We start from the raw sequence: 20,358 nt of genomic DNA, 5'->3' as shown, positions 1-20,358 counted from the left end.
CGCCATGACAATAACTCCACAACACCTGATTGCGCTGCTACCGCTGCTGATCGTCGGCTTGACGGTGGTGGTTGTGATGCTCTCCATTGCGTGGCGACGCAATCACTTCCTCAATGCCACGCTGTCGGTCATTGGGCTTAACGCTGCTCTGGTTTCGCTTTGGTTTGTCGGCCAGGCCGGGGCAATGGACGTCACGCCGCTGATGCGCGTTGACGGCTTTGCGATGCTCTACACCGGGCTGGTGCTGCTGGCGAGCCTCGCCACCTGTACCTTTGCCTACCCGTGGCTGGAAGGCTATAACGATAACCAGGAAGAGTTCTACCTGCTGGTGTTAATCGCCAGCCTGGGCGGAATTCTGCTGGCGAACGCTAACCATCTGGCGGCGCTGTTCCTTGGTATTGAACTGATCTCGCTGCCGCTGTTCGGCCTGATTGGTTATGCTTTCCGCCAGAAACGCTCGCTGGAAGCCAGTATCAAATACACCATCCTCTCCGCTGCCGCCTCGTCTTTCCTGCTGTTCGGGATGGCGCTGGTCTATGCGCAGTCCGGCAACCTGTCTTTCGAAGCGCTCGGTAAGAGCCTCGGCGATGGTATGCTGCACGAGCCGTTGCTGCTGGCGGGCTTTGGCCTGATGATTGTCGGTCTGGGCTTTAAACTCTCTCTGGTGCCGTTCCACCTGTGGACGCCAGACGTTTACCAGGGCGCGCCTGCGCCGGTTTCCACCTTCCTGGCGACGGCGAGCAAAATTGCTATCTTCGGCGTGGTGATGCGTCTGTTCCTCTATGCGCCGGTAGGCGACAGCGAAGCGGTACGCGTGGTGCTGGGCATTATCGCCTTTGCCTCTATCATCTTTGGTAACCTGATGGCGCTGAGCCAGACCAACATCAAACGTCTGCTCGGTTACTCTTCTATCTCTCACCTCGGCTATCTGCTGGTGGCGCTGATTGCCCTGCAGAGCGGCGAGATGTCGATGGAAGCGGTTGGCGTTTACCTGGCCGGTTATCTGTTCAGCAGCCTCGGTGCGTTTGGCGTGGTCAGCCTGATGTCCAGCCCGTTCCGCGGCCCGGATGCCGATTCCCTGTACTCTTACCGTGGTCTGTTCTGGCACCGTCCGGTTCTTGCCGCGGTGATGACGGTGATGATGCTGTCGCTGGCAGGTATCCCGATGACGCTGGGCTTTATCGGCAAATTCTACGTGCTGGCGGTCGGCGTTCAGGCCAGCCTGTGGTGGCTGGTCGCCGCCGTGGTGGTGGGTTCCGCGATTGGTTTGTACTACTACCTGCGCGTTGCGGTGAGTCTCTACCTGCACGCGCCGCAGCAACCGGGACGCGACGCGCCGACAAACTGGCAGTACAGCGCAGGCGGTATCGTGGTGCTGATCTCCGCGTTGCTGGTGTTGGTACTGGGCGTCTGGCCGCAGCCGCTGATTAGCCTTGTGCAACTGGCGATGCCGCTGATGTAATGCCGCGTTGATGATGTCAATAACCGCCGATTTATCGGCGGTTGAGGCTGATGGCCAACACCGGAGCCTCTAAATGTTGGATTGCATCCAACTTATGAAAACCTGTGACGCATAGAGACCCTGGACTCGTTGGGTGAGGCGTAGCCGAAACCCAACACTTTTTCAACGAACACAGAACCAGATGCCGGATAAGGCGTAGTCGCCATCCGGCATCAACGTTGTATTCTCCTTTGTCAGCCATCCGACAGCGCCGCCAGGCGCTATTATATTCACATCTCCTCTATATTCCCCCTGAATAATAGACCGAAGCGATAAAATTCAAAACCAGCCAGCTTTGTTAATATAATTGGCAGTAATGTTATTTTGATTTATTTAATTTACATGAATCCAAACGGTAGAATTACTAATTATTACCGCAACCCCTAAGTGCATATAATCGTTAAATAAATTTATTTGCATACCATGTCATGCTAATGTTCATTTATAAAATTTAATAAAATGACAAATTCCGATTTATTATGTCGTAAACGTTACTCCGATATAGCCGGGTTTTGTGCTGCTCCACGGAGGTAAACAAAAAGGACAAAAAGAAAATAAGGACATAGTAAGTGAACAAAACCTACAATATTATATGGAACGCCGCCCGCGGCATGTATATTGTCACCTCCGAACTGGCGCGCAGTGGTAGCCGCGCTATCGTCAGCGTCAGCGCCTCGTGCGCGGTAACTCTGCTGGCGATGGATGCTGCCCCCGCCGTCGCAGAGGAAACGCGAGTTTCCATTCCCTCCCAGACCACCACCTACACCCTGTCAGGCGCTACGCCGTTCGTCGTGGAAACGGGCAATACCGTCGCCACCGACACAGCGACCAGCGCCGCCATCGTCGGCGATAACAGCAACGACTGGGATCTGCTGATTGAAAGCGGCGCTGTCGTGGGGAGCAGTCTGACCGACAGCCAGGCGATGAACCTGGATTCGTCAACGGGCGCCACCAGCGTACATAACCAGGGGACGATCACCGGTTCCAACGAGGATGGAACGATAATGCTTCAAAATGGCGGCAGCGTGATCAACGACGCCCGGATCGAAAACAGCGCAACGTATGAGCATGATCCTGAGGATATCCCCCAGGAATATGCCGGCGTTTATATGCTCAATGGCGGCAGTTACGTCAGCAGCGAAAGCGGGGTGCTGGAGGGCGTTTCCGGGGTGATAGTCCAGAGCGGCGAGGCCCACATCACCAACGGCGGGATGATTAACTCCGACGGCTCCTGGCGCTCTTATGGCGTCGAGTTTCGCGACGGTACTTACGGTACGATTGTCAATACCGGCACCATTATCACCACGGCCAGCGATGGTTCAAACAAGATCGAGGATGCGGCGATTTATGTCCACACCCTGAATGATATGGCGGTGAGTGGTTCTGTTTCTGTTGATAATAGCGGCCTTATGCAGTCTGATTTTATTACCGTTGCGCTCTATCACGGTTCTCATTTTGAAGTGGTCAACCGTGTCGGCGGGGTGATCACGGCGGGAAACAGCAGCCTCGTCGGCATCAAGTCCACCGCCATGGAACTTAAAGTGGGCGTCGACAACCTCGTCACCAATGACGGCACGATTTCCGCATATGGCACCGCCAATACTTACGGCATCCATTATGGCGAAAGTACCTCCGGCGGCGTTATCACCAATACCGGCTCCATTACCACCACGGGCGGCGGCGCGGGAGACGCCAGCGTCTATGTCCACGGCAACGGCGACGGCACCATCGTTAATAACAGCGGAACCATGAGTTCCAGCGTCTATGGCGTTTATCTCGACTCGGCACGTTCCAAAGGCCATACGCTCAATAACCAGGCCGGGGGCGCAATCTCGGCCAACACGGCGGTGGCGATTAATGGCAACGGCAATACCATCACCAACCAGGGGAAGATGACCGGCGTAAGCGACGGCCTCCTTATCAGCGGCAATAACAATATCGTCACCACCTCAGGCGGTGAAATTTCAGGCAAAAATGGTATCCGCGTCAGTAAAGGCAGCGGCAACCAGATCACGGCCAAAAGTGGAAGTAAGATTACCGCCACCAGTACCGGCATCAGTATCGCGAGCGGCAATAACCAGGTCACGACTGAAAGCGGAAGCGCTATCGTCGCCAAAGACAACGGCATTCTGATTAACAGCGGCGCCAACAACGTCACCAATGGCGGCAGCATCACGGCGACCGGCTCCAGTAACTCTTACGGCATCCAGTACAATAGCGGCGCCAGCGGCACTATCACCAACACCGGCACCATTACCACAACGGGTAAAGGCGTCGGGGACGCGAGCGTCTATGCCCACGGCGGCGCTGTCACGATTAACAACAGCGGCACGATGGACTCCTCGGTATTCGGCGTCTACGTCACCACGGGCCACACGCTCAATAACCTGGCGGGCGGCTCCATCACGGCAAATACCGCCGTTCAGCTCAACGGCAATAACAATACGCTCGCTAATGCGGGAGCAATCCTGGGCGACACCAATGGCGTAACCATTAGCGGCTCCGGCAACACCCTGACCAGTCAGGGCAAAATAACCGGCGGAACCAACGCCGTTCTCATCAATAGCGGCAGCAAGAACAACACTATCACCCTCAATACCGGTACGGAGATATCCGGCAGCATTACCGACGACAACAATAGCGCCAGCGCCAACAATAATCTGATTCTGGATGGGGAGGGTACGCTGGGCAGCAGCATCAGCGGCCTGAACAGCGTGACCAGCAGCGGCGACTGGACGCTGTCGGGCGCGACGATGAACCTCTCGGGAACAACCAACAGCGCGCTTTGGGTAAAATCCGGCACGCTGATACTGAACGGCGCGATGACCGCCAAAGGCGCGACCGTCGATAGCGGCACGACGCTGCAGATTGGCAACGGCGGCACGCTGGGCGCGTTTAACGGCGACATCGTTGACAACGGCACGCTGACGTTTAACCGCAGCGATGCCGCCGCCTACGGCAGCGTCATAAGCGGCAGCGGCAACGTGGTAAAACAGGGCGGCGGCGAGCTGACGCTCAGTAACAACAACAGCTACAGCGGCGGCACCACCATTGCAGAGGGAACGCTGACCGCCACCGCTGGCGGCGCGCTGGGCAGCGGCAATATCGACAACCGCGCTTACCTCAAACTGGACGCGGCAAGCGCCAGCGATCCCTTTATCGTCGCGGATCTCACCACCCACAGCGGCGCCACCGTTGAAATCGGCGCGGGCAGCACGCTACAGGCCAATACCCTGACCCAGCAGGACGGCAGCACGCTAACGGCCGATTTGACGGAGACCAGCGGCCCCGTCATCCGCGCAAAAAACGTGAATCTGGACGGTACGCTCAATGTCGCCTCGCCAGCCAGCCAGGAGCCGATACGCAGCACCGACGATCTGATCTCCCTGGCGCTTATCGAATCGGACAACGCCATTAGCGGCGATTTTGACGACATCACTATCAACGGCAACGCCATGAACCCGGACGCGTTCATTACCGTCGTGGGGCAGAAAAACGTCAATGACACACACTATGATCTGGTCGAGACGTTGACGTGGTATGCCGATCGCGACAACGCCGCCATCGACGCCCACGGCACCTTCAACCTGGCGGATGCCGACGACAGCTTTACGGTCAACACGGTGCTGGAAGACGTTGACGCCAACAGCGGCTGGAACGGCCAGTCGCTTACCAAAACCGGCGCAGGCACGCTGATCCTGAATGCGGAAAACACCTATACCGGCGGCACCACTATCAGCGACGGTACGCTGGTCGCCAACAACGTTGAGGCGCTGGGGACCGGCAACGTCACCGACAACGCCACGCTGGAGCTGAACACCGGCGGCGATTTTGACAATGCCATCAGCGGCAGCGGCCAGGTGGTGAAATCCGGCGACGAGACGCTCACGCTCTCCGGCGCCAATTCTTACACCGGCGGCACCACCATCAGCGGCGGCACGCTGGTCGCCAGCAACGTTGAGGCGCTGGGCACTGGCGACATTACCGACAACGCCACGCTGGAGCTGAACGCCGGCGGCACGTTCGACAACGTCATCAGCGGCAGCGGCCAAGTGGTGAAATCCGGCGACGACGCGCTCACGCTTTCTGGCGCCAATTCTTACACCGGCGGCACCACCATCAGCGGCGGCACGCTGGTCGCCAACAACGTTGAGGCGCTGGGGACTGGCGACGTCACCAACAACGCCACGCTGGAACTGAACACCGGCGGTGACTTTACCAACGCTATCAGCGGCAGCGGCCAGGTAGTCAAATCCGGCGACAAGACGCTCACGCTCTCAGGCGCCAACAGCTACAGCGGCGCTACCACCATCAGCGGCGGCACGCTGATTGCCACTCACGTCAACGCGCTGGGTACGGGCGCTATCGACAACCGCGCCAGCCTGTTGCTGGACGCCAGCGGCCAGTTTACGGTAACGGATCTCACCACCGAAAGCGGCGGCAACACCGAAATCGGCGCAGGCAGTACGCTACAGGCGACCACGCTGACGCAAAAAAGCGATAGCACGCTGACCATCAACCTGAACAGCAACACCGCCGATCCTGTTATCCACGCCGCTTCTCAGGTCTCGCTGGCCGGTACGCTGGACATCACCGGCGTCGGCGATGTGCTGGACAGCGATCCCGCCAGCACGGACGATCTGGATATCTTCACCCTGATCGCGTCAGACAAAACCATTGCGGGCGATTTCGAAAAGCTTACCGTCGCCGGAATGGACGCCGATCTGGCCGATTTTATCACCGTCGATGGCCGCATTGATGACACGGGCAAGCAGTACGAACTGACCACCGCCCTGACATGGTATGCCGACCGCGACGACGCCGTCACCGACGCCCACGGCACGTTTAACCTGACCAATGCCGACGGCAGTTTTGCGGTCAATACGGTGCTGGAAAACGTTGACGCCACGCTCGATCCCGCCAGCGCCACCGGCTGGGACGGCACATCGCTGATCAAACAGGGCGCAGGCACGCTGATCCTGAATGCGGAAAACACCTATACCGGCGGCACCACCATCAGCGGCGGCACGCTGGTCGCCACTAACGTTGACGCGCTGGGCAGCGGCGACGTCACCGACGACGCCACGCTGGAGCTGAACACCGGCGGCACGTTCGACAACGCCATCAGCGGCAGCGGCCAGGTGGTCAAATCCGGCGACGGCGCGCTGACGCTCTCAGGCGCCAACAGCTACAGCGGCGGCACGCTCATCAGCGACGGCACGCTGGTCGCCAGCAACGTTGACGCGTTGGGCAGCGGCGACGTTACCAACAACGCCACGCTGGAAATGAATACCGGCGGTGACTTCATCAATAACATCGGCGGTACGGGCCGTGTGGAAAAATCCGGCGACGACACGCTCACCCTCTCCGGATCCAATACTTATACCGGCGGCACCCTTATCAGCGATGGCACGCTGGTCGCCAGTAACGTTGAGGCGCTGGGTACCGGCGATGTTACCAACAACGCCACGCTGGAATTGAACACCGGCGGCACGTTCGACAACGCCATCAGCGGCAGCGGTCAGGTGGAAAAATCCGGCGACGACGTGCTGACGCTCTCAGGCGCCAACAGCTACAGCGGCGGCACGCTCATCAGCGACGGCACGCTGGTCGCCAGCAACGTTGAGGCGCTGGGTACCGGCGACGTCACCGACGACGCCACGCTGGAGCTGAACACCGGCGGTGACTTCATCAATAACATCGGCGGTACGGGCCGTGTGGAAAAATCCGGCGATGACAAGCTCACGCTTTCCGGCAGCAATACTTATACCGGCGGCACCCTTATCAGCAGCGGCACGCTGGTCGCCAACGATGTAAACGCGCTGGGTACTGGCGACGTTACCGACAACGCCACGCTGATGCTGAACACAGGCGGTGACTTTACCAACAACATCGGCGGTACGGGCCGCGTGGAGAAATCCGGCGACGACGCGCTCACGCTCTCCGGCAGCAATACTTATACCGGCGGCACCCTTATCAGCGGCGGCACGCTGGTCGCCAACGACGTGAACGCGCTGGGTACTGGCGACATTACCGACAACGCCACGCTGGCGCTGAACGCTGTCGGCGATTTTGACAACGCCATCAGCGGTAGCGGCAAAGTGGAAAAATCCGGCGACGACGCGCTCACGCTTTCCGGCAGCAATACTTATACCGGCGGCACCCTTATCAGCAGCGGCACGCTGGTCGCCAGCAACGTTGAGGCGCTGGGTACTGGCGACGTCACTGACAACGCCACTCTGGAGTTGAACACCGGCGGCACGTTCGACAACGCCATCAGCGGCAGCGGTCAGGTGGTCAAATCCGGCGACGAGACGCTCACGCTTTCCGGCAGCAATACTTACACCGGCGGCACGCTCATCAGCGGCGGCACGCTGGTCGCCAGCAACGTTGAGGCGCTGGGCAGCGGCGACGTCACTAACGACGCCGTGCTGGAACTGAACACCGACGGCGATTTTGACAACGCCATCGGCGGTACGGGCCGCGTGGAAAAATCTGGCGACGACGCGCTCACGCTTTCCGGCAGCAATACTTATACCGGCGGCACCACCATCAACGACGGCACGCTGATTGCCACTAGCGTTGATGCGCTGGGCACCGGTGACGTCACCGACAACGCCGTGCTGGAACTGAACACCGGCGGCACGTTCGACAACGCCATCAGCGGCAGCGGGCAGGTGGAAAAATCCGGCGACGACGTGCTGACGCTCTCAGGTGCCAACAGCTACAGCGGCGGCACGCTCATCAGCGACGGCACGCTGGTCGCCAACGATGTAAACGCGCTGGGCACCGGTGACGTCACCGATAACGCCGTGCTGGAACTGAACACCGGCGGTGATTTTGACAACGCCATCAGCGGCAGCGGCCAGGTGGTGAAATCCGGCGACGAGACGCTCACACTCTCCGGCGCCAATTCTTACACCGGCGGCACCCTCATCAGCGGCGGCACGCTGGTCGCCACTAGCGTTGAGGCGCTGGGAAGTGGCGACGTCACCGACAACGCCGTGCTGGAACTGAACACAGGCGGCACGTTCGACAATGCCATCAGCGGCAGCGGCCAGGTGGTAAAATCCGGCGATAAGACGCTCACGCTTTCCGGCGCCAATTCTTACACTGGCGGCACCACCATCAGCGGCGGTACGCTGGTCGCCAGTAACGTTGAGGCGCTGGGCAGCGGCGATATCGACAATTACGCCAGCCTGCAACTGAACGCCAGCGGCCAGTTCGTTACGGCAAATCTCACCACTCACGATAACGCCATCACTGCAATTGGCGCAGGCAGCGCATTGCGGGCAAATACGCTAACGCAGGAGGCGAACAGCACCCTGGCCGTACACCTGACCGACAGCAACAGCGGCGCCATCGTCACCGCCGACCGCGCCAACCTGGGCGGCACGCTGGATATTACCGGCATCGGCAACGTGGCGAAATCCTGGACCCGCGACGCGTACGCCTACACGCTGATTGACTCGGACAGCGCCATCGATAGCGATTTTGCGCAATTCACCGTAGCCGGTATGGACGCCAAACAGGTGGATTTTCTCACCGTCGATGGGCGCGTGAACGCCGCCGACGACACCCGCTATGACGTAACCGCCTCGTTGTCCTGGTATGCCGACAGCGACAACGCCGCCACCGACGCCCACGGCACCTTCACCCTGAGCGAGCAAGGTCACAGCTTCACGCTGAACACCGCGCTGACGGACGTTGACGCCACGCTCAATCCCGACAGCGCCACCGACTGGGACGGCAAATCGCTCATCAAACGGGGCGCTGGCACGCTGATCCTGGGGGCGCAAAATACCTACAGCGGCGACACCGACGTGCAGGAGGGCACGCTATGGCTGGCCGAAACGGCGACCATCGGCTCTGCGGGGAGCGCGCAGGCGGTTAATATCGCCGCGAACGCCGCCTTTGGCGGCCACAACGCCACGGTGAACGGCCATGTTAACAACCAGGGCAGCCTGTACTTTGTCGATACGTTCACCGTCAATGGCGATGTCGTCAACAGCAGCGCGATGATAAGCGGCAGCGACCAGCCCAACAATACGCTGACGATCGCGGGAAACTATACCGGCAACGACGGTCATCTCTATCTCAATACCCAACTGGGCGATGACAGCTCGCCCACCGATAAACTGATCGTCACCGGCGACACCGCCGGCAGCACCACGCTGCATATCACCAACGTCAATGGCCTGGGCGCACAAACGGTTAACGGTATTGAAGTCATTGAGGTGGGCGGCCAGTCCGACGGTGATTTTACGCTCTACAAAGGGCATGTTGATATTAACGCCTGGACTTACACGCTGAAACAAGACGGCGGCGACTGGTACTTGCGCTCCGAGTCTGATGACGTGCCGGACGACGGCGGCGATGTCACTCCGCCGGACGATGGCGGCGATGTCACTCCGCCGGACGATGGCGGCGATGTCACTCCGCCGGACGATGGCGGTGAGGTCACTCCGCCGGACGACGGTGGCGATGTCACCCCGCCGGACGACGACGGCGAGGTCACTCCGCCGGACGATGGCGGCGATGTCACCCCGCCGGACGATGACGGCGATATCACTCCGCCTGACGGCGGCGACGTCACGCCCGTGACGCCGCAGTACCGCGCCGACATTGGCGTTTATCTCGGCAACCAGTGGATGGCGCGCAACCTGCAAATGCAGACCCTCTACGACCGGGAAGGCAGCCAGTACCGTTCCGCCGACGGCAGCGTCTGGATGCGTTTTAAGGCCGGTAAAGCCGAATCGCAGGCGGTTAACGGCAATGTAGATATCGACAGCGACTACTCGCAGTTCCAGCTCGGCGGCGACATCCTGACCTGGAGCGACGGCGCGCAGAGCGTCACCGTTGGCCTGATGGGCAGCTACATCAACGCCAGCACCGACAGCACCGGCAACCGGGGGGCGGACGGCAGCCAGTTCTCCGCCAACGGTAGCGTGGACGGCTACAACCTCGGCCTCTACGCCACCTGGTTTGCCGATGCGCAAAGCCATCGCGGGGCTTACATCGACAGTTGGTATCAGTACGGCGCCTACAACAACAGCGTGGATAACGACGGACTCAGCGCCAGCCGTTACGACTCCGCTGCGCACGCCGTCTCGCTGGAGACGGGTTATCGTTATGATATTGCGTTAAGCAACCGCAACACGGTCAGCCTGACGCCGCAGGCGCAGGTCACCTGGCAGCGCTACAGCGCCGACACGGTTATTGACGATGGCGGCACCCGCATCAGCGGCCAGAACGATGATAGCTGGACGACGCGCTTAGGCGTGCGTGTGGACGGTAAACTGTACAAAGATAGCGGCAGGATCCAGCCGTTTATGGAGGTCAACTGGCTGCACGCCAGCGACAATGCCTCGGCCACCTTTGGCGACACGAAGGTATCGCAGGATTTGCCGAACGACCGCGTGGAAGTGAAAGTGGGGATTCAGGCAAACGTCAGCGAACGGCTAAGCGTCTACGCCCAGGCCGCCGGTCAGAAGGGAAAGAACGACTACGGCGACGCCAGCTTTAGCCTGAACATGCGCTATAACTGGTAGGTTGCTGACCAGGCATAGTACAACATTTATGCCGGATGGCGGCTACGCCTTATCCGGCCTATAGGGTTATCAATATAGGATAATTCGTAGGCCTGATAAGCGAAGCGCCATCAGGCGTAGGTTGGGTAGAGCGCAACGCAACATTCGGTATCCGGTTCCGCAAGCAGGCAGTGGAACAACTCTCCCAACTGTTTTCGTGACCCGTTTCCCGGATAAATGTTTATTCATCGACTTCAATGGGAAAAATTTGATCTGAAGCGTATTTCTGTCAGCGTTTTTCAGGGCGACAACGATCGCGCTCAGTTCATTATTTCATGTGACGGCGGCATATAATCTCTTTCCATCAATAACGTGAGCAACGGCACGGCTTAATGGGTTGGTGTCTGGCGGGTTGTAAAAGGAAGTATCGGCGAGGGCACAGTGCAGATTGTCCCCCATCTTATATATTCACTTTTGGTAAACCGGTCACTGTAAATAGTGTTCTTCACGCAGAATCTGTGGGTCGAACGCCAGCAACTGATTAAGTTTTTCATCTTAAACATAAATATTATTTGCCTCAAAAATATAATTATGTTTTTTATTATGGGTGGTTATTAACGCAGGTAATATTATTTTCTACTTTCGCCATGCAGATAATAAAAGTAAAGCGGAATATAATGCAGGACATCTGCAGAGAGTTACCCGAATATAATTGAAAAGGAATTTGTATGCTTAATGGAAAAACATTAATGCTGTTGTTGGGTGGGGTTGTTCTCTCGGGCTGTGGGCCGGAGCCCTCCGACCCGCAGGGAAATAATCCGGCTGAGTTAAAACAGGAGCAGGCTATCCAGAAAGAAAATAGCGCTCAGGCCGGGGATGACACTGTCCAGAAAAGACAAGCCGAGGCCGCCCAACAGGCTGCGAAAAAAGCAGCCGAATATGCTGAAGCCAAAGCCCTGGCAGATGCCAAAGCGGCATCTCTGGCAACAGCCGAAGCACCGCAATATGAAATGCAGACACGTGCCGCGGCACCAAAAGCGTTCGCTGCACAAGGCGGTAATGTAATGGGGACCGCGCGTTACGAACACTACGATGAAAATCCGATTAAACAGGTAAGTCAGGCGCCGCTCGCCACGTTTAGTCTGGATGTAGACACTGGCAGCTACGCTAACGTGCGGCGCTTTCTGAATCAGGGACAACTGCCGCCGCCGGAAGCCGTGCGGGTAGAAGAGATGCTCAACTATTTTCCCGCGCCTCAGCCCGTTGCGGATAAGCAGGATAACACTAAACCCATTGCGGCCTGTATACCGATGCCATTTGCGGTTAAATACGAACTGGCTCCCTCGCCGTGGAACGCGCAGCGTACGCTATTAAAAGTTGATGTTCAGGCCCGGGACATGCAGACCAGAGATCTGCCACCTGCCAACCTGGTTTTTCTCATTGATACTTCTGGTTCTATGCAGCCAGCGGAACGCCTACCGTTGATCCGGTCGGCGCTAAAACTGCTGGTGAACGATCTGCGTGCGCAGGATAACATCACGATTGTGACCTACGCGGGCGGCACTCACGTCGCGCTGGCGTCTACAGCGGGAAATAACACAACTGCGATTAAAGCGGCAATTGATAATCTGGATGCTTACGGGAGTACCGGTGGTGAAGCGGGATTACGACTAGCCTACGAGCAGGCCGAAAAAGGGTTTATCAAAGGCGGCGTTAACCGCATTTTGTTGACCACCGACGGTGATTTTAACCTCGGTATTACCGATCCCAAAGACATCGAAGCGCTGGTAAAAAAAGAGCTCGAGAAAGGTATTACCTTATCTACGCTGGGCGTCGGCGATGACAATTTCAACGAAGCCATGATGGTGAGAATTGCTGATGTGGGTAACGGTAATTACAGCTACATCGACTCCCTCTCCGAGGCGCAAAAAGTCCTCAAGGATGAGATGCATCAAACGCTGGTCACCGTTGCCAAAGATGTAAAATCGCAAATCGAATTTAATCCGCAGTGGGTGACTGAGTACCGGCAGATTGGTTATGAAAAACGCCAACTGCGCGACGAGGATTTCAATAACGATAAGGTTGATGCCGGTGATATCGGCGCGGGTAAACACGTCACGCTATTCTTTGAACTGACGCTTAACGGGCAGAAAGCCTCGGTGGATAAACTGCGCTACGCTCAGGACAAAGCCGCCTCAAAGCCAACAAAATCAAGCGAGCTGGCGTGGATCAAATTGCGCTGGAAAGCGCCGCAGGCCAGCGAAAGTACATTAGCCGAGTTCCCGGTCGTTATGGGAAAGATGCCGATCTTTGCTGACGCCTCTGAAGATTTTCGTTTCCGCGCGGCGGTAGCGGCTTTCGGGCAAAAACTGCGTGGCTCAGAAACGCTGGCAGATACGACCTGGCCGCAAATTATTAAATGGGGTGAACAGGCGCGCGGGGAAGATAAACAAGGCTATCGCGCGGAGTTTATTAAACTGGTAAAACTGGCGGAAGGCTTGTCTCACTAAGCGTCAGGGGATGCCTGTACTGTAGGCATCCCCTGTTACGTCAGGCGCTTTTGCGGCTGATCAGTGGTCCCTGGCTGTTTGTTGCTGCGCGCTCCAGCACTTCCTGAATGACCGAAGAGAGTTCGTTAATCTCAAACTTGGCCACGTAGCCTTCGGCCTGCACTTTACGTATATGATCTTCGTTGGCGCTGCCGGAAAGGGAAGAGTGAATAACGACCGGGATCTTTTTCAGCCGTTCATCGGTTTTAATTTTACGCGTTAACGTAAAGCCATCCATCTCCGGCATCTCAAGATCTGTCAGGACCAGCGCGATTTTCTCGCTAATTGGCTTACCATCGGCCTCCGCTTCCTGCGCCAGTTGCTGGATTCTCTCCCATGCATCCTTGCCGGTCACATGCATCTGATGCGGAATTCCCATCGCGTTCAGCCCTTTTTCCAGCATCGCGCGGGCGACTTTGGAGTCTTCCGCCACAATGGCTACCGCGCCAGGGGTAATATAAAATTTATTGGTCTTCAGATTGGTGGCGCGCAGATCGTGGCTGGAGGGGACAATATCATAAAGGATCTGCTCAACGTCGAGCACAAGCGCCAGGTTGTTGGTTTCTTTGTTGTCATCCAGGCAGGCAATACTGGTGATGTAGCGACCGTTGACGGCTTTCTCGGCGGTATGCACCTGTTGCCAGTCAAGACGCATAATATTTTCCACCGACTCGACGGCAAATGCCTGTACGCTGCGCGCATATTCGGTGATCAGCAAAATATTCAGCCCGGTTTCCGGCTTGCAGCCCGCTACCGCTGGTAAATCAATCACCGGAATGACCTGATCCCGAATATTGACCATGCCCAATAGCGGCGCTTTCATGCCTGCCGGGCGCGTAAAGGCGGGCATTGGTACGATTTCGCGCAGCTTAAATACATTGATGCCGAACAGCTCTGACTTCTGTTCATGCAGCGATGTACCAAGACGGAATAACAGCAGTTCAAAACGGTTGGACAGGGTTAAATTGGCCCTGTCATCAATATCTTTCTGAAAATTGTCCATCCTAACCTCATTATGAAAGCCTGCCTTTTTTAGTGTTATCGGCAATGAGGACAAAAAATGGAGCGCTAAACCGGGAAAACAGAAAAATCGTAAGCCAGCTCCGTCGCCGGGAAAATAGCGCGGCATTCCGCCAGTAAGCGCTGACAGCCTTTATCGTCATAGCGTGAGCTAATATGGGTCATGATCAGCCGACCGACGGCAGCTTCCCGCGCCAGCGTCGCGGTTTGACGGGTGGAGCTGTGTCCGCGAGCGTTGGCTTTCTCCTCCATTGACGCATCCAGCGTGGTTTCATGGACCATCACATCCACGCCTTGCGCCAGCGCGAGGGCGGCCTCGCAGGGCGCGGTATCGCCGAAAATCGCCACTGATTTCCCGGCCACGGCGGGAGCAAGGTAGTCGGCGCCATTGATCTGCCTTCCATCGGCAAGCGTGACGGTTTTTCCTGCCTTCAACGCCTGAAACAGCGGGCCGGGCGTAACGCCTGCGGCTTTTAACGCCCTGGCATTCAGCGCGCCAGGCTTGTCATGTTCAACAACGCGATATCCGTAGCACTCCAGTGGATGCTCCAGCCTGAACGCGGTCACTTTACGCAGACCGTCGTCAAGAATATCGCCTGCGCTAATTTCTTCAATTTGCAACGGAAAATCGGTCCATGAACCGCTAAGTCGCAGTGTGGTTGCAATAAACTCACGCACGCCTTGAGGCCCGTATACGGTTAGCGGATGGGGATTCCCCGCCATCGACCGGCTGCATAGCAGACCCGGCAGGCCAAACAGATGATCGCCGTGAAGATGGCTGATAAAAATGCGCTCAAGCTTACCGGGATGAAACGCGGTATTAAGCATTTGATGCTGTGTCCCTTCGCCGCAATCAAAAAGCCATACTCCCGGCTGCGTTGGATGTTGCAGATGTAATAAAATTGCCGTTACATTGCGTGAGCGCGTGGGAACGCCTGCGGACGTACCTAAAAAAATTAATTCCATCTTGTCCATACACGTTTGGTTATCGTTTAACCCAAGATTACCACAACACAGGAGCGCATCATGATTGACTGGCAGGATCTCCACCATAGCGAACTTACCGTTCCTCAACTTTACGCGTTACTCAAATTGCGCTGCGCGGTCTTTGTGGTAGAACAGCGCTGTCCTTACCTGGATGTGGATGGCGATGATTTAGTCGGCGACAATCGGCATATTCTGGGCTGGCATCAGGATGAGCTGGTGGCGTATGCGAGGATTCTGAAAAGCGATAACGAATCAGACCCGGTTGTCATTGGCCGGGTGATCGTCAGCGACGCCTGGCGAGGGGCGAAACTGGGCCAGCAATTAATGGCGAAAACGCTGGAATCTTGTGGGCGGCACTGGCCGGATAAGCCGCTATATCTGGGGGCGCAGGCGCATCTGCAACCTTTTTATGCGCGGTTTGGTTTTATTCCCGTCACCGATGTTTATGACGAAGACGGCATTCCGCACCGGGGAATGGCGCGGGAGGTTCATCAGGCATAAACCGAAACCGTTGACTATAGTTAGGAGCAGGTGTTAACACAACGGAGAATGAGAATGTCATATCAATTTGGTGAATCACGTGTTGATGATGATCTGACTTTGCTCAGCGAAACGCTGGAAGAGATTTTACGTTCCTCAGGCGATCCCGCCGATCAAAAATACATTGAGCTGAAAGCCCGCGCGGAACAAGCGCTGGAAGAGGTGAAAAACCGCGTAAGCCATGCGTCGGATAGCTATTATTACCGGGCAAAGCAGGCCGTTTATAAAGCGGATGACTACGTTCATGAAAAACCCTGGCAGGGTATTGGCGTAGGCGCGGCGGTAGGACTGGTGCTTGGACTGCTGCTGGCGCGGCGCTAAATCCCCCCACTGAACAGAATTGCAACCCTCCCTAAATGAGGTACTGCTTTTTTAGGGCAGTACCCCGTATAATGTGGGGTTTTTAACAGGGAGGGTCCGCGTGCATTCTATTACTACTGCGCTGGAAAATCTGACGCGCCAGCTATCGCAAGAGATACCGGCGACGCCTGGGCTTTGCGTTTTCGATGCGCCTTTCCCTTTAAACGATGCCTTCGATGCATTGAGCTGGCTGGCCAGCCAGTCATCCTTTCCGCAATTCTACTGGCAACAGCGCAATGGCGACGAAGAAGCTGCCGTTCTCGGGGCAATCACCGTTTTTTCATCGCTCGATCTGGCGCAACGGTTTTTACGTCAGCACGCGCAGCCTGACCTGCGTATTTGGGGGCTGAATGCGTTCGAGCCGAAAGAGGGCTACTTATTGCTGCCGCGGCTGGAGTGGCGACGTAGCGGTGGTACGGCGACCTTACGCTTACATCTGCACAGTGACGTTTCGCTACGCGATGATGCGCGCCAGGCGAAAGCGTTTCTCGCTTCTCTGGTCGGCATTAAGCCTGTTCCGGCGCTGCGCCTTTCGCTCACGAGCGAACAGCACTGGCCGGACAAAGACGGTTGGGTGAAGCTGATTCAGCAGGCCACCCACACCATTGCGCAAGAGGCGTTTGATAAAGTTGTGCTGGCGCGGGCCACCGACTTACAATTCTCCCGTCCGGTCAATGCCGCCGCGATGATGGCGTCCAGTCGTCGTTTAAATCTCAACTGCTACCACTTTTTTATGGCTTTTTCCGCCGATACCGCCTTTCTGGGATCATCGCCGGAGCGGCTCTGGCGGCGGCGTGAAACGGCGCTGCGTACCGAAGCGCTGGCCGGGACGGTGGCGAACCATCCGGATAACCATAAAGCCTGGCAGCTTGGCGAATGGTTAATGAAAGACGATAAAAACCAGCGAGAAAATATGCTGGTTGTCGAAGACATCTGCCAGCGACTGCAAAACTGCACCCACTCGCTGGATGTGCTGCCGCCGCAGGTGCTCAGACTGCGCAAGGTACAGCATTTGCGCCGCTGTATCTGGACGGCGCTTAATCAGGCGGATGACACGCTCTGCCTGCACCAGTTACAGCCTACCGCAGCGGTCGCCGGGATCCCTCGTGAACCCGCGCGTTGTTTTATAGAACAACATGAGCCGTTCGAACGTGAATGGTATGCCGGGTCGGCAGGCTATCTCTCCACGCGGCAAAGTGAGTTTTGCGTGACGTTACGTTCAGCCAAAGTGACGGCCAATGTGGTGCGGTTGTATGCCGGCGCGGGAATCGTCCGCGGCTCCGATCCGGAACAGGAATGGCAGGAAATAGATAATAAAGCGGCCGGGTTACGTACCTTATTGCAGATGGATGCGTAATGAGTCACATATTCCCGACCCATATCAATAATCCATTTTTGCAGCTCTTTATACTTAGTCCCAATGATTGATACCGGACAAACTCATGTCAGTAAGTGCATTTAACCGGCGCTGGGCGGCGGTCATCCTGGAAGCCTTAACCCGTCATGGCGTCAGGCATGTTTGTATCGCCCCTGGTTCCCGTTCCACGCCGCTCACGTTGGCGGCGGCAGAGAATCCTGCTTTTATTCACCATACGCACTTTGATGAGCGTGGGCTTGGTCATCTGGCGTTAGGGCTGGCGAAAGTCAGCCAACAGCCGGTTGCCGTTATTGTCACTTCAGGTACCGCCGTGGCGAACCTCTATCCGGCGCTGATTGAGGCGGGTCTGACGGGCGAGAAGCTCATTTTACTTACCGCCGATCGCCCGCCGGAGCTGATTGACTGCGGCGCCAACCAGGCGATCCGTCAGGCGGGGATGTTTGCCTCGCACCCCTCCCAAACTCTGTCGTTGCCGCGTCCCACGCAGGATATTCCGGCGCGCTGGCTGGTGTCGACCATCGACAATGCGCTCGCCATGCTTCATGCGGGCGCGCTGCACATTAACTGTCCTTTTGCCGAACCGCTGTATGGCGATATGAATGACACCGGTCTGGTCTGGCAGCAGCGCCTCGGCGACTGGTGGCAGGATGAAAAGCCCTGGCTGCGCGAAGCGCGTCGACTGGAAAGCGACAAACAGCGCGACTGGTTCTTCTGGCGACAAAAACGCGGCGTTGTCGTCGCCGGGCGTATGAGCGCGGAAGAAGGCAAAAAAGTGGCGCAGTGGGCGCAAACTCTGGGATGGCCATTAATTGGCGACGTATTGTCGCAAACCGGGCAGCCGCTGCCATGCGCCGACCTGTGGCTCGGCAACGCCAAAGCGGTGACCGAACTGCAGCAGGCGCAGATTGTCGTCCAGCTTGGCAGTAGCCTTACCGGAAAACGCTTACTGCAATGGCAGGCAACCTGCGAGCCGGAAGAGTATTGGGTAATCGACAATATTGAAGGTCGTCTGGACCCGGCGCACCATCGTGGACGCAGACTGGTAGCGAAAATCGCCGACTGGCTGGAGATGCATCCGGCGGAAAAACGTAAACCGTGGTGTGTAGAGATCCCGCGTCTGGCGGAACTGGCGTGGCAACGGGTGGTCGCGCAGCGAGACACCTTTGGCGAAGCGCAGCTGGCGCACCGTATCCGCGACTATCTGCCGGAGCAGGGGCAATTGTTCGTGGGCAATAGTCTGGTGGTGCGTCTGATCGACGCGCTGTCACAGTTGCCGGCCGGCTATCCGGTATACAGCAATCGCGGGGCGAGCGGCATTGACGGCCTGCTTTCCACGGCGGCGGGCGTGCAGCGCGCCAGCGCTAAATCGACGCTGGCTATCGTCGGCGATTTATCCGCGCTGTACGATCTTAACGCGCTGGCGTTACTACGTCAGGTATCCGCGCCGTTTGTGTTGATTGTGGTCAACAATAACGGCGGGCAAATCTTCTCCCTGCTGCCGACGCCGCAAAGCAAACGTGAGCGCTTTTATTTGATGCCGCAAAACGTCCATTTTGACCATGCGGCCGCCATGTTTAACCTGCGCTATCATCGCCCGGAAAACTGGGAAGAACTGGAGTCTGCGCTGGCTGGCGCGTGGCGAACCCCGGCGGCAACGGTGATTGAGCTGGTGGTAAACGATACGGATGGCGCGCAGACGCTGCAGCAACTTTTGGCTCAGGTAAGCCATCTATGATGTTGCACGCGCAGCACATGCCCGGACAGCCTGGGGCGCCCTCGCTGGTTTTCCTGCACGGTTTTTCTGGCGATTGCCGTGAATGGCAGCCGGTTGGCGAACAGTTTCACGGCTGTTCACGGCTTTATATTGACTTACCGGGACATGGCGGATCTGCGGCTATTCCGGTCGGCGGATTTGCCGATGTCATCAGATTACTGCGCGCCACGTTAATTAGTTACAACATACTAAAGTTTTGGTTGGTGGGATACTCCCTTGGCGGCCGTGTGGCGATGATGGCAGCCTGCCAGGGAATACCCGGCCTGTGCGGCCTGGTGGTTGAAGGCGGTCATCCGGGGCTGCAAAATGAACAGGCGCGCGCTGAAAGACGATTGTCCGACGGGCGCTGGGCAGAGCGTTTTCGTCGTGAACCCCTGACTGAGGTTTTTCACGACTGGTATCAGCAGCCGGTGTTCGCCTCGCTGACGGCGCAGCAAAGACAGGCGCTAACGGCGCTGCGTAGCCAGAATAACGGCGAAACGCTGGCTGCGATGCTGGAGGCGACATCGCTTGCCGTCCAGCCGGATTTACGCGAGGCGCTCAACGCGCTGGCATTTCCGTTTTATTATTTATGTGGCGAACGCGACAGCAAATTCCGCGCCCTGGCGCAGGAAGTGGCGGCGACATGCCATGTCATTCGTAACGCCGGACACAACGCACATCGGGAAAACCCCGCTGGCGTGGTAGACAGTCTGGCTCAGATTCTGCGTCTCTGACTA

The 20,358-nt window shown here is 57.3% G+C and carries 10 protein-coding genes; 8 read left to right on the top strand and 2 right to left on the bottom strand.

All coding sequences use genetic code 11. The features are described from left to right. Positions 1-4 precede the first annotated feature (4 nt). The 3 genes from nuoN to EOS97_RS01165 all read left to right on the top strand — a co-directional run bounded on the left by nuoN (position 5) and on the right by EOS97_RS01165 (position 13,541). Entirely contained in the window at positions 5-1,462 is a 1,458-nt protein-coding gene (nuoN, locus tag EOS97_RS01175; RefSeq protein ID WP_000156667.1) for an NADH-quinone oxidoreductase subunit NuoN, read from the top strand. A gap of 608 nt (positions 1,463-2,070) precedes the next feature. Then, positions 2,071-11,052, top strand: coding sequence for an autotransporter-associated beta strand repeat-containing protein (locus tag EOS97_RS01170; RefSeq protein WP_039521498.1), 8,982 nt, complete (start codon positions 2,071-2,073; stop codon positions 11,050-11,052). A gap of 707 nt (positions 11,053-11,759) precedes the next feature. Continuing rightward, positions 11,760-13,541: a VWA domain-containing protein gene (locus tag EOS97_RS01165; RefSeq protein WP_000931750.1), complete on the top strand. Its 1,782-nt coding sequence runs from the start codon at positions 11,760-11,762 to the stop codon at positions 13,539-13,541. Positions 13,542-13,581: 40 nt separating this feature from the next. On the opposite strand, the gene EOS97_RS01160 is transcribed toward EOS97_RS01165, so the two are convergent. Next, on the bottom strand, positions 13,582-14,583 hold the full coding sequence (locus EOS97_RS01160; protein WP_127836103.1) for a chemotaxis protein: 1,002 nt from the start codon (positions 14,581-14,583) through the stop codon (positions 13,582-13,584). Positions 14,584-14,648: 65 nt separating this feature from the next. Beyond that, complete coding sequence (gene rbn / locus EOS97_RS01155) at positions 14,649-15,566, bottom strand: ribonuclease BN (protein WP_000419093.1); 918 nt, start codon at positions 15,564-15,566, stop codon at positions 14,649-14,651. Positions 15,567-15,626: 60 nt separating this feature from the next. Between rbn and EOS97_RS01150 the strand changes: the two genes are divergently transcribed. From EOS97_RS01150 to menH, 5 genes are all read left to right on the top strand, one after another. After that, on the top strand, positions 15,627-16,088 hold the full coding sequence (locus tag EOS97_RS01150; protein WP_000568155.1) for a GNAT family N-acetyltransferase: 462 nt from the start codon (positions 15,627-15,629) through the stop codon (positions 16,086-16,088). Between the two features lie 54 nt (positions 16,089-16,142). After that, positions 16,143-16,448 (top strand): stress response protein ElaB, encoded by a 306-nt coding sequence (gene elaB, locus EOS97_RS01145; RefSeq protein WP_001519663.1) that lies wholly within the window; start codon positions 16,143-16,145, stop codon positions 16,446-16,448. A 100-nt stretch (positions 16,449-16,548) separates the two neighbouring features. Continuing rightward, positions 16,549-17,844, top strand: coding sequence for an isochorismate synthase MenF (gene menF / locus EOS97_RS01140; protein WP_000555674.1), 1,296 nt, complete (start codon positions 16,549-16,551; stop codon positions 17,842-17,844). An 85-nt stretch (positions 17,845-17,929) separates the two neighbouring features. Continuing rightward, positions 17,930-19,600, top strand: coding sequence for a 2-succinyl-5-enolpyruvyl-6-hydroxy-3-cyclohexene-1-carboxylic-acid synthase (gene menD / locus EOS97_RS01135; protein WP_000116394.1), 1,671 nt, complete (start codon positions 17,930-17,932; stop codon positions 19,598-19,600). Next, positions 19,597-20,355 carry a 2-succinyl-6-hydroxy-2,4-cyclohexadiene-1-carboxylate synthase gene (gene menH, locus EOS97_RS01130; RefSeq protein ID WP_000979136.1) on the top strand — a complete coding sequence of 253 codons (759 nt, stop codon included), beginning with the start codon at positions 19,597-19,599 and terminating at the stop codon, positions 20,353-20,355. Before menD ends, menH begins: the two co-directional genes overlap by 4 nt. Positions 20,356-20,358 lie beyond the last annotated feature (3 nt).

It is taken from the genome of Salmonella sp. SSDFZ54 (assembly GCF_004010735.1).
In the GTDB taxonomy this organism is placed as follows: domain Bacteria; phylum Pseudomonadota; class Gammaproteobacteria; order Enterobacterales; family Enterobacteriaceae; genus Salmonella; species Salmonella enterica.
This window is presented reverse-complemented; position numbering and strand designations above follow the sequence as displayed.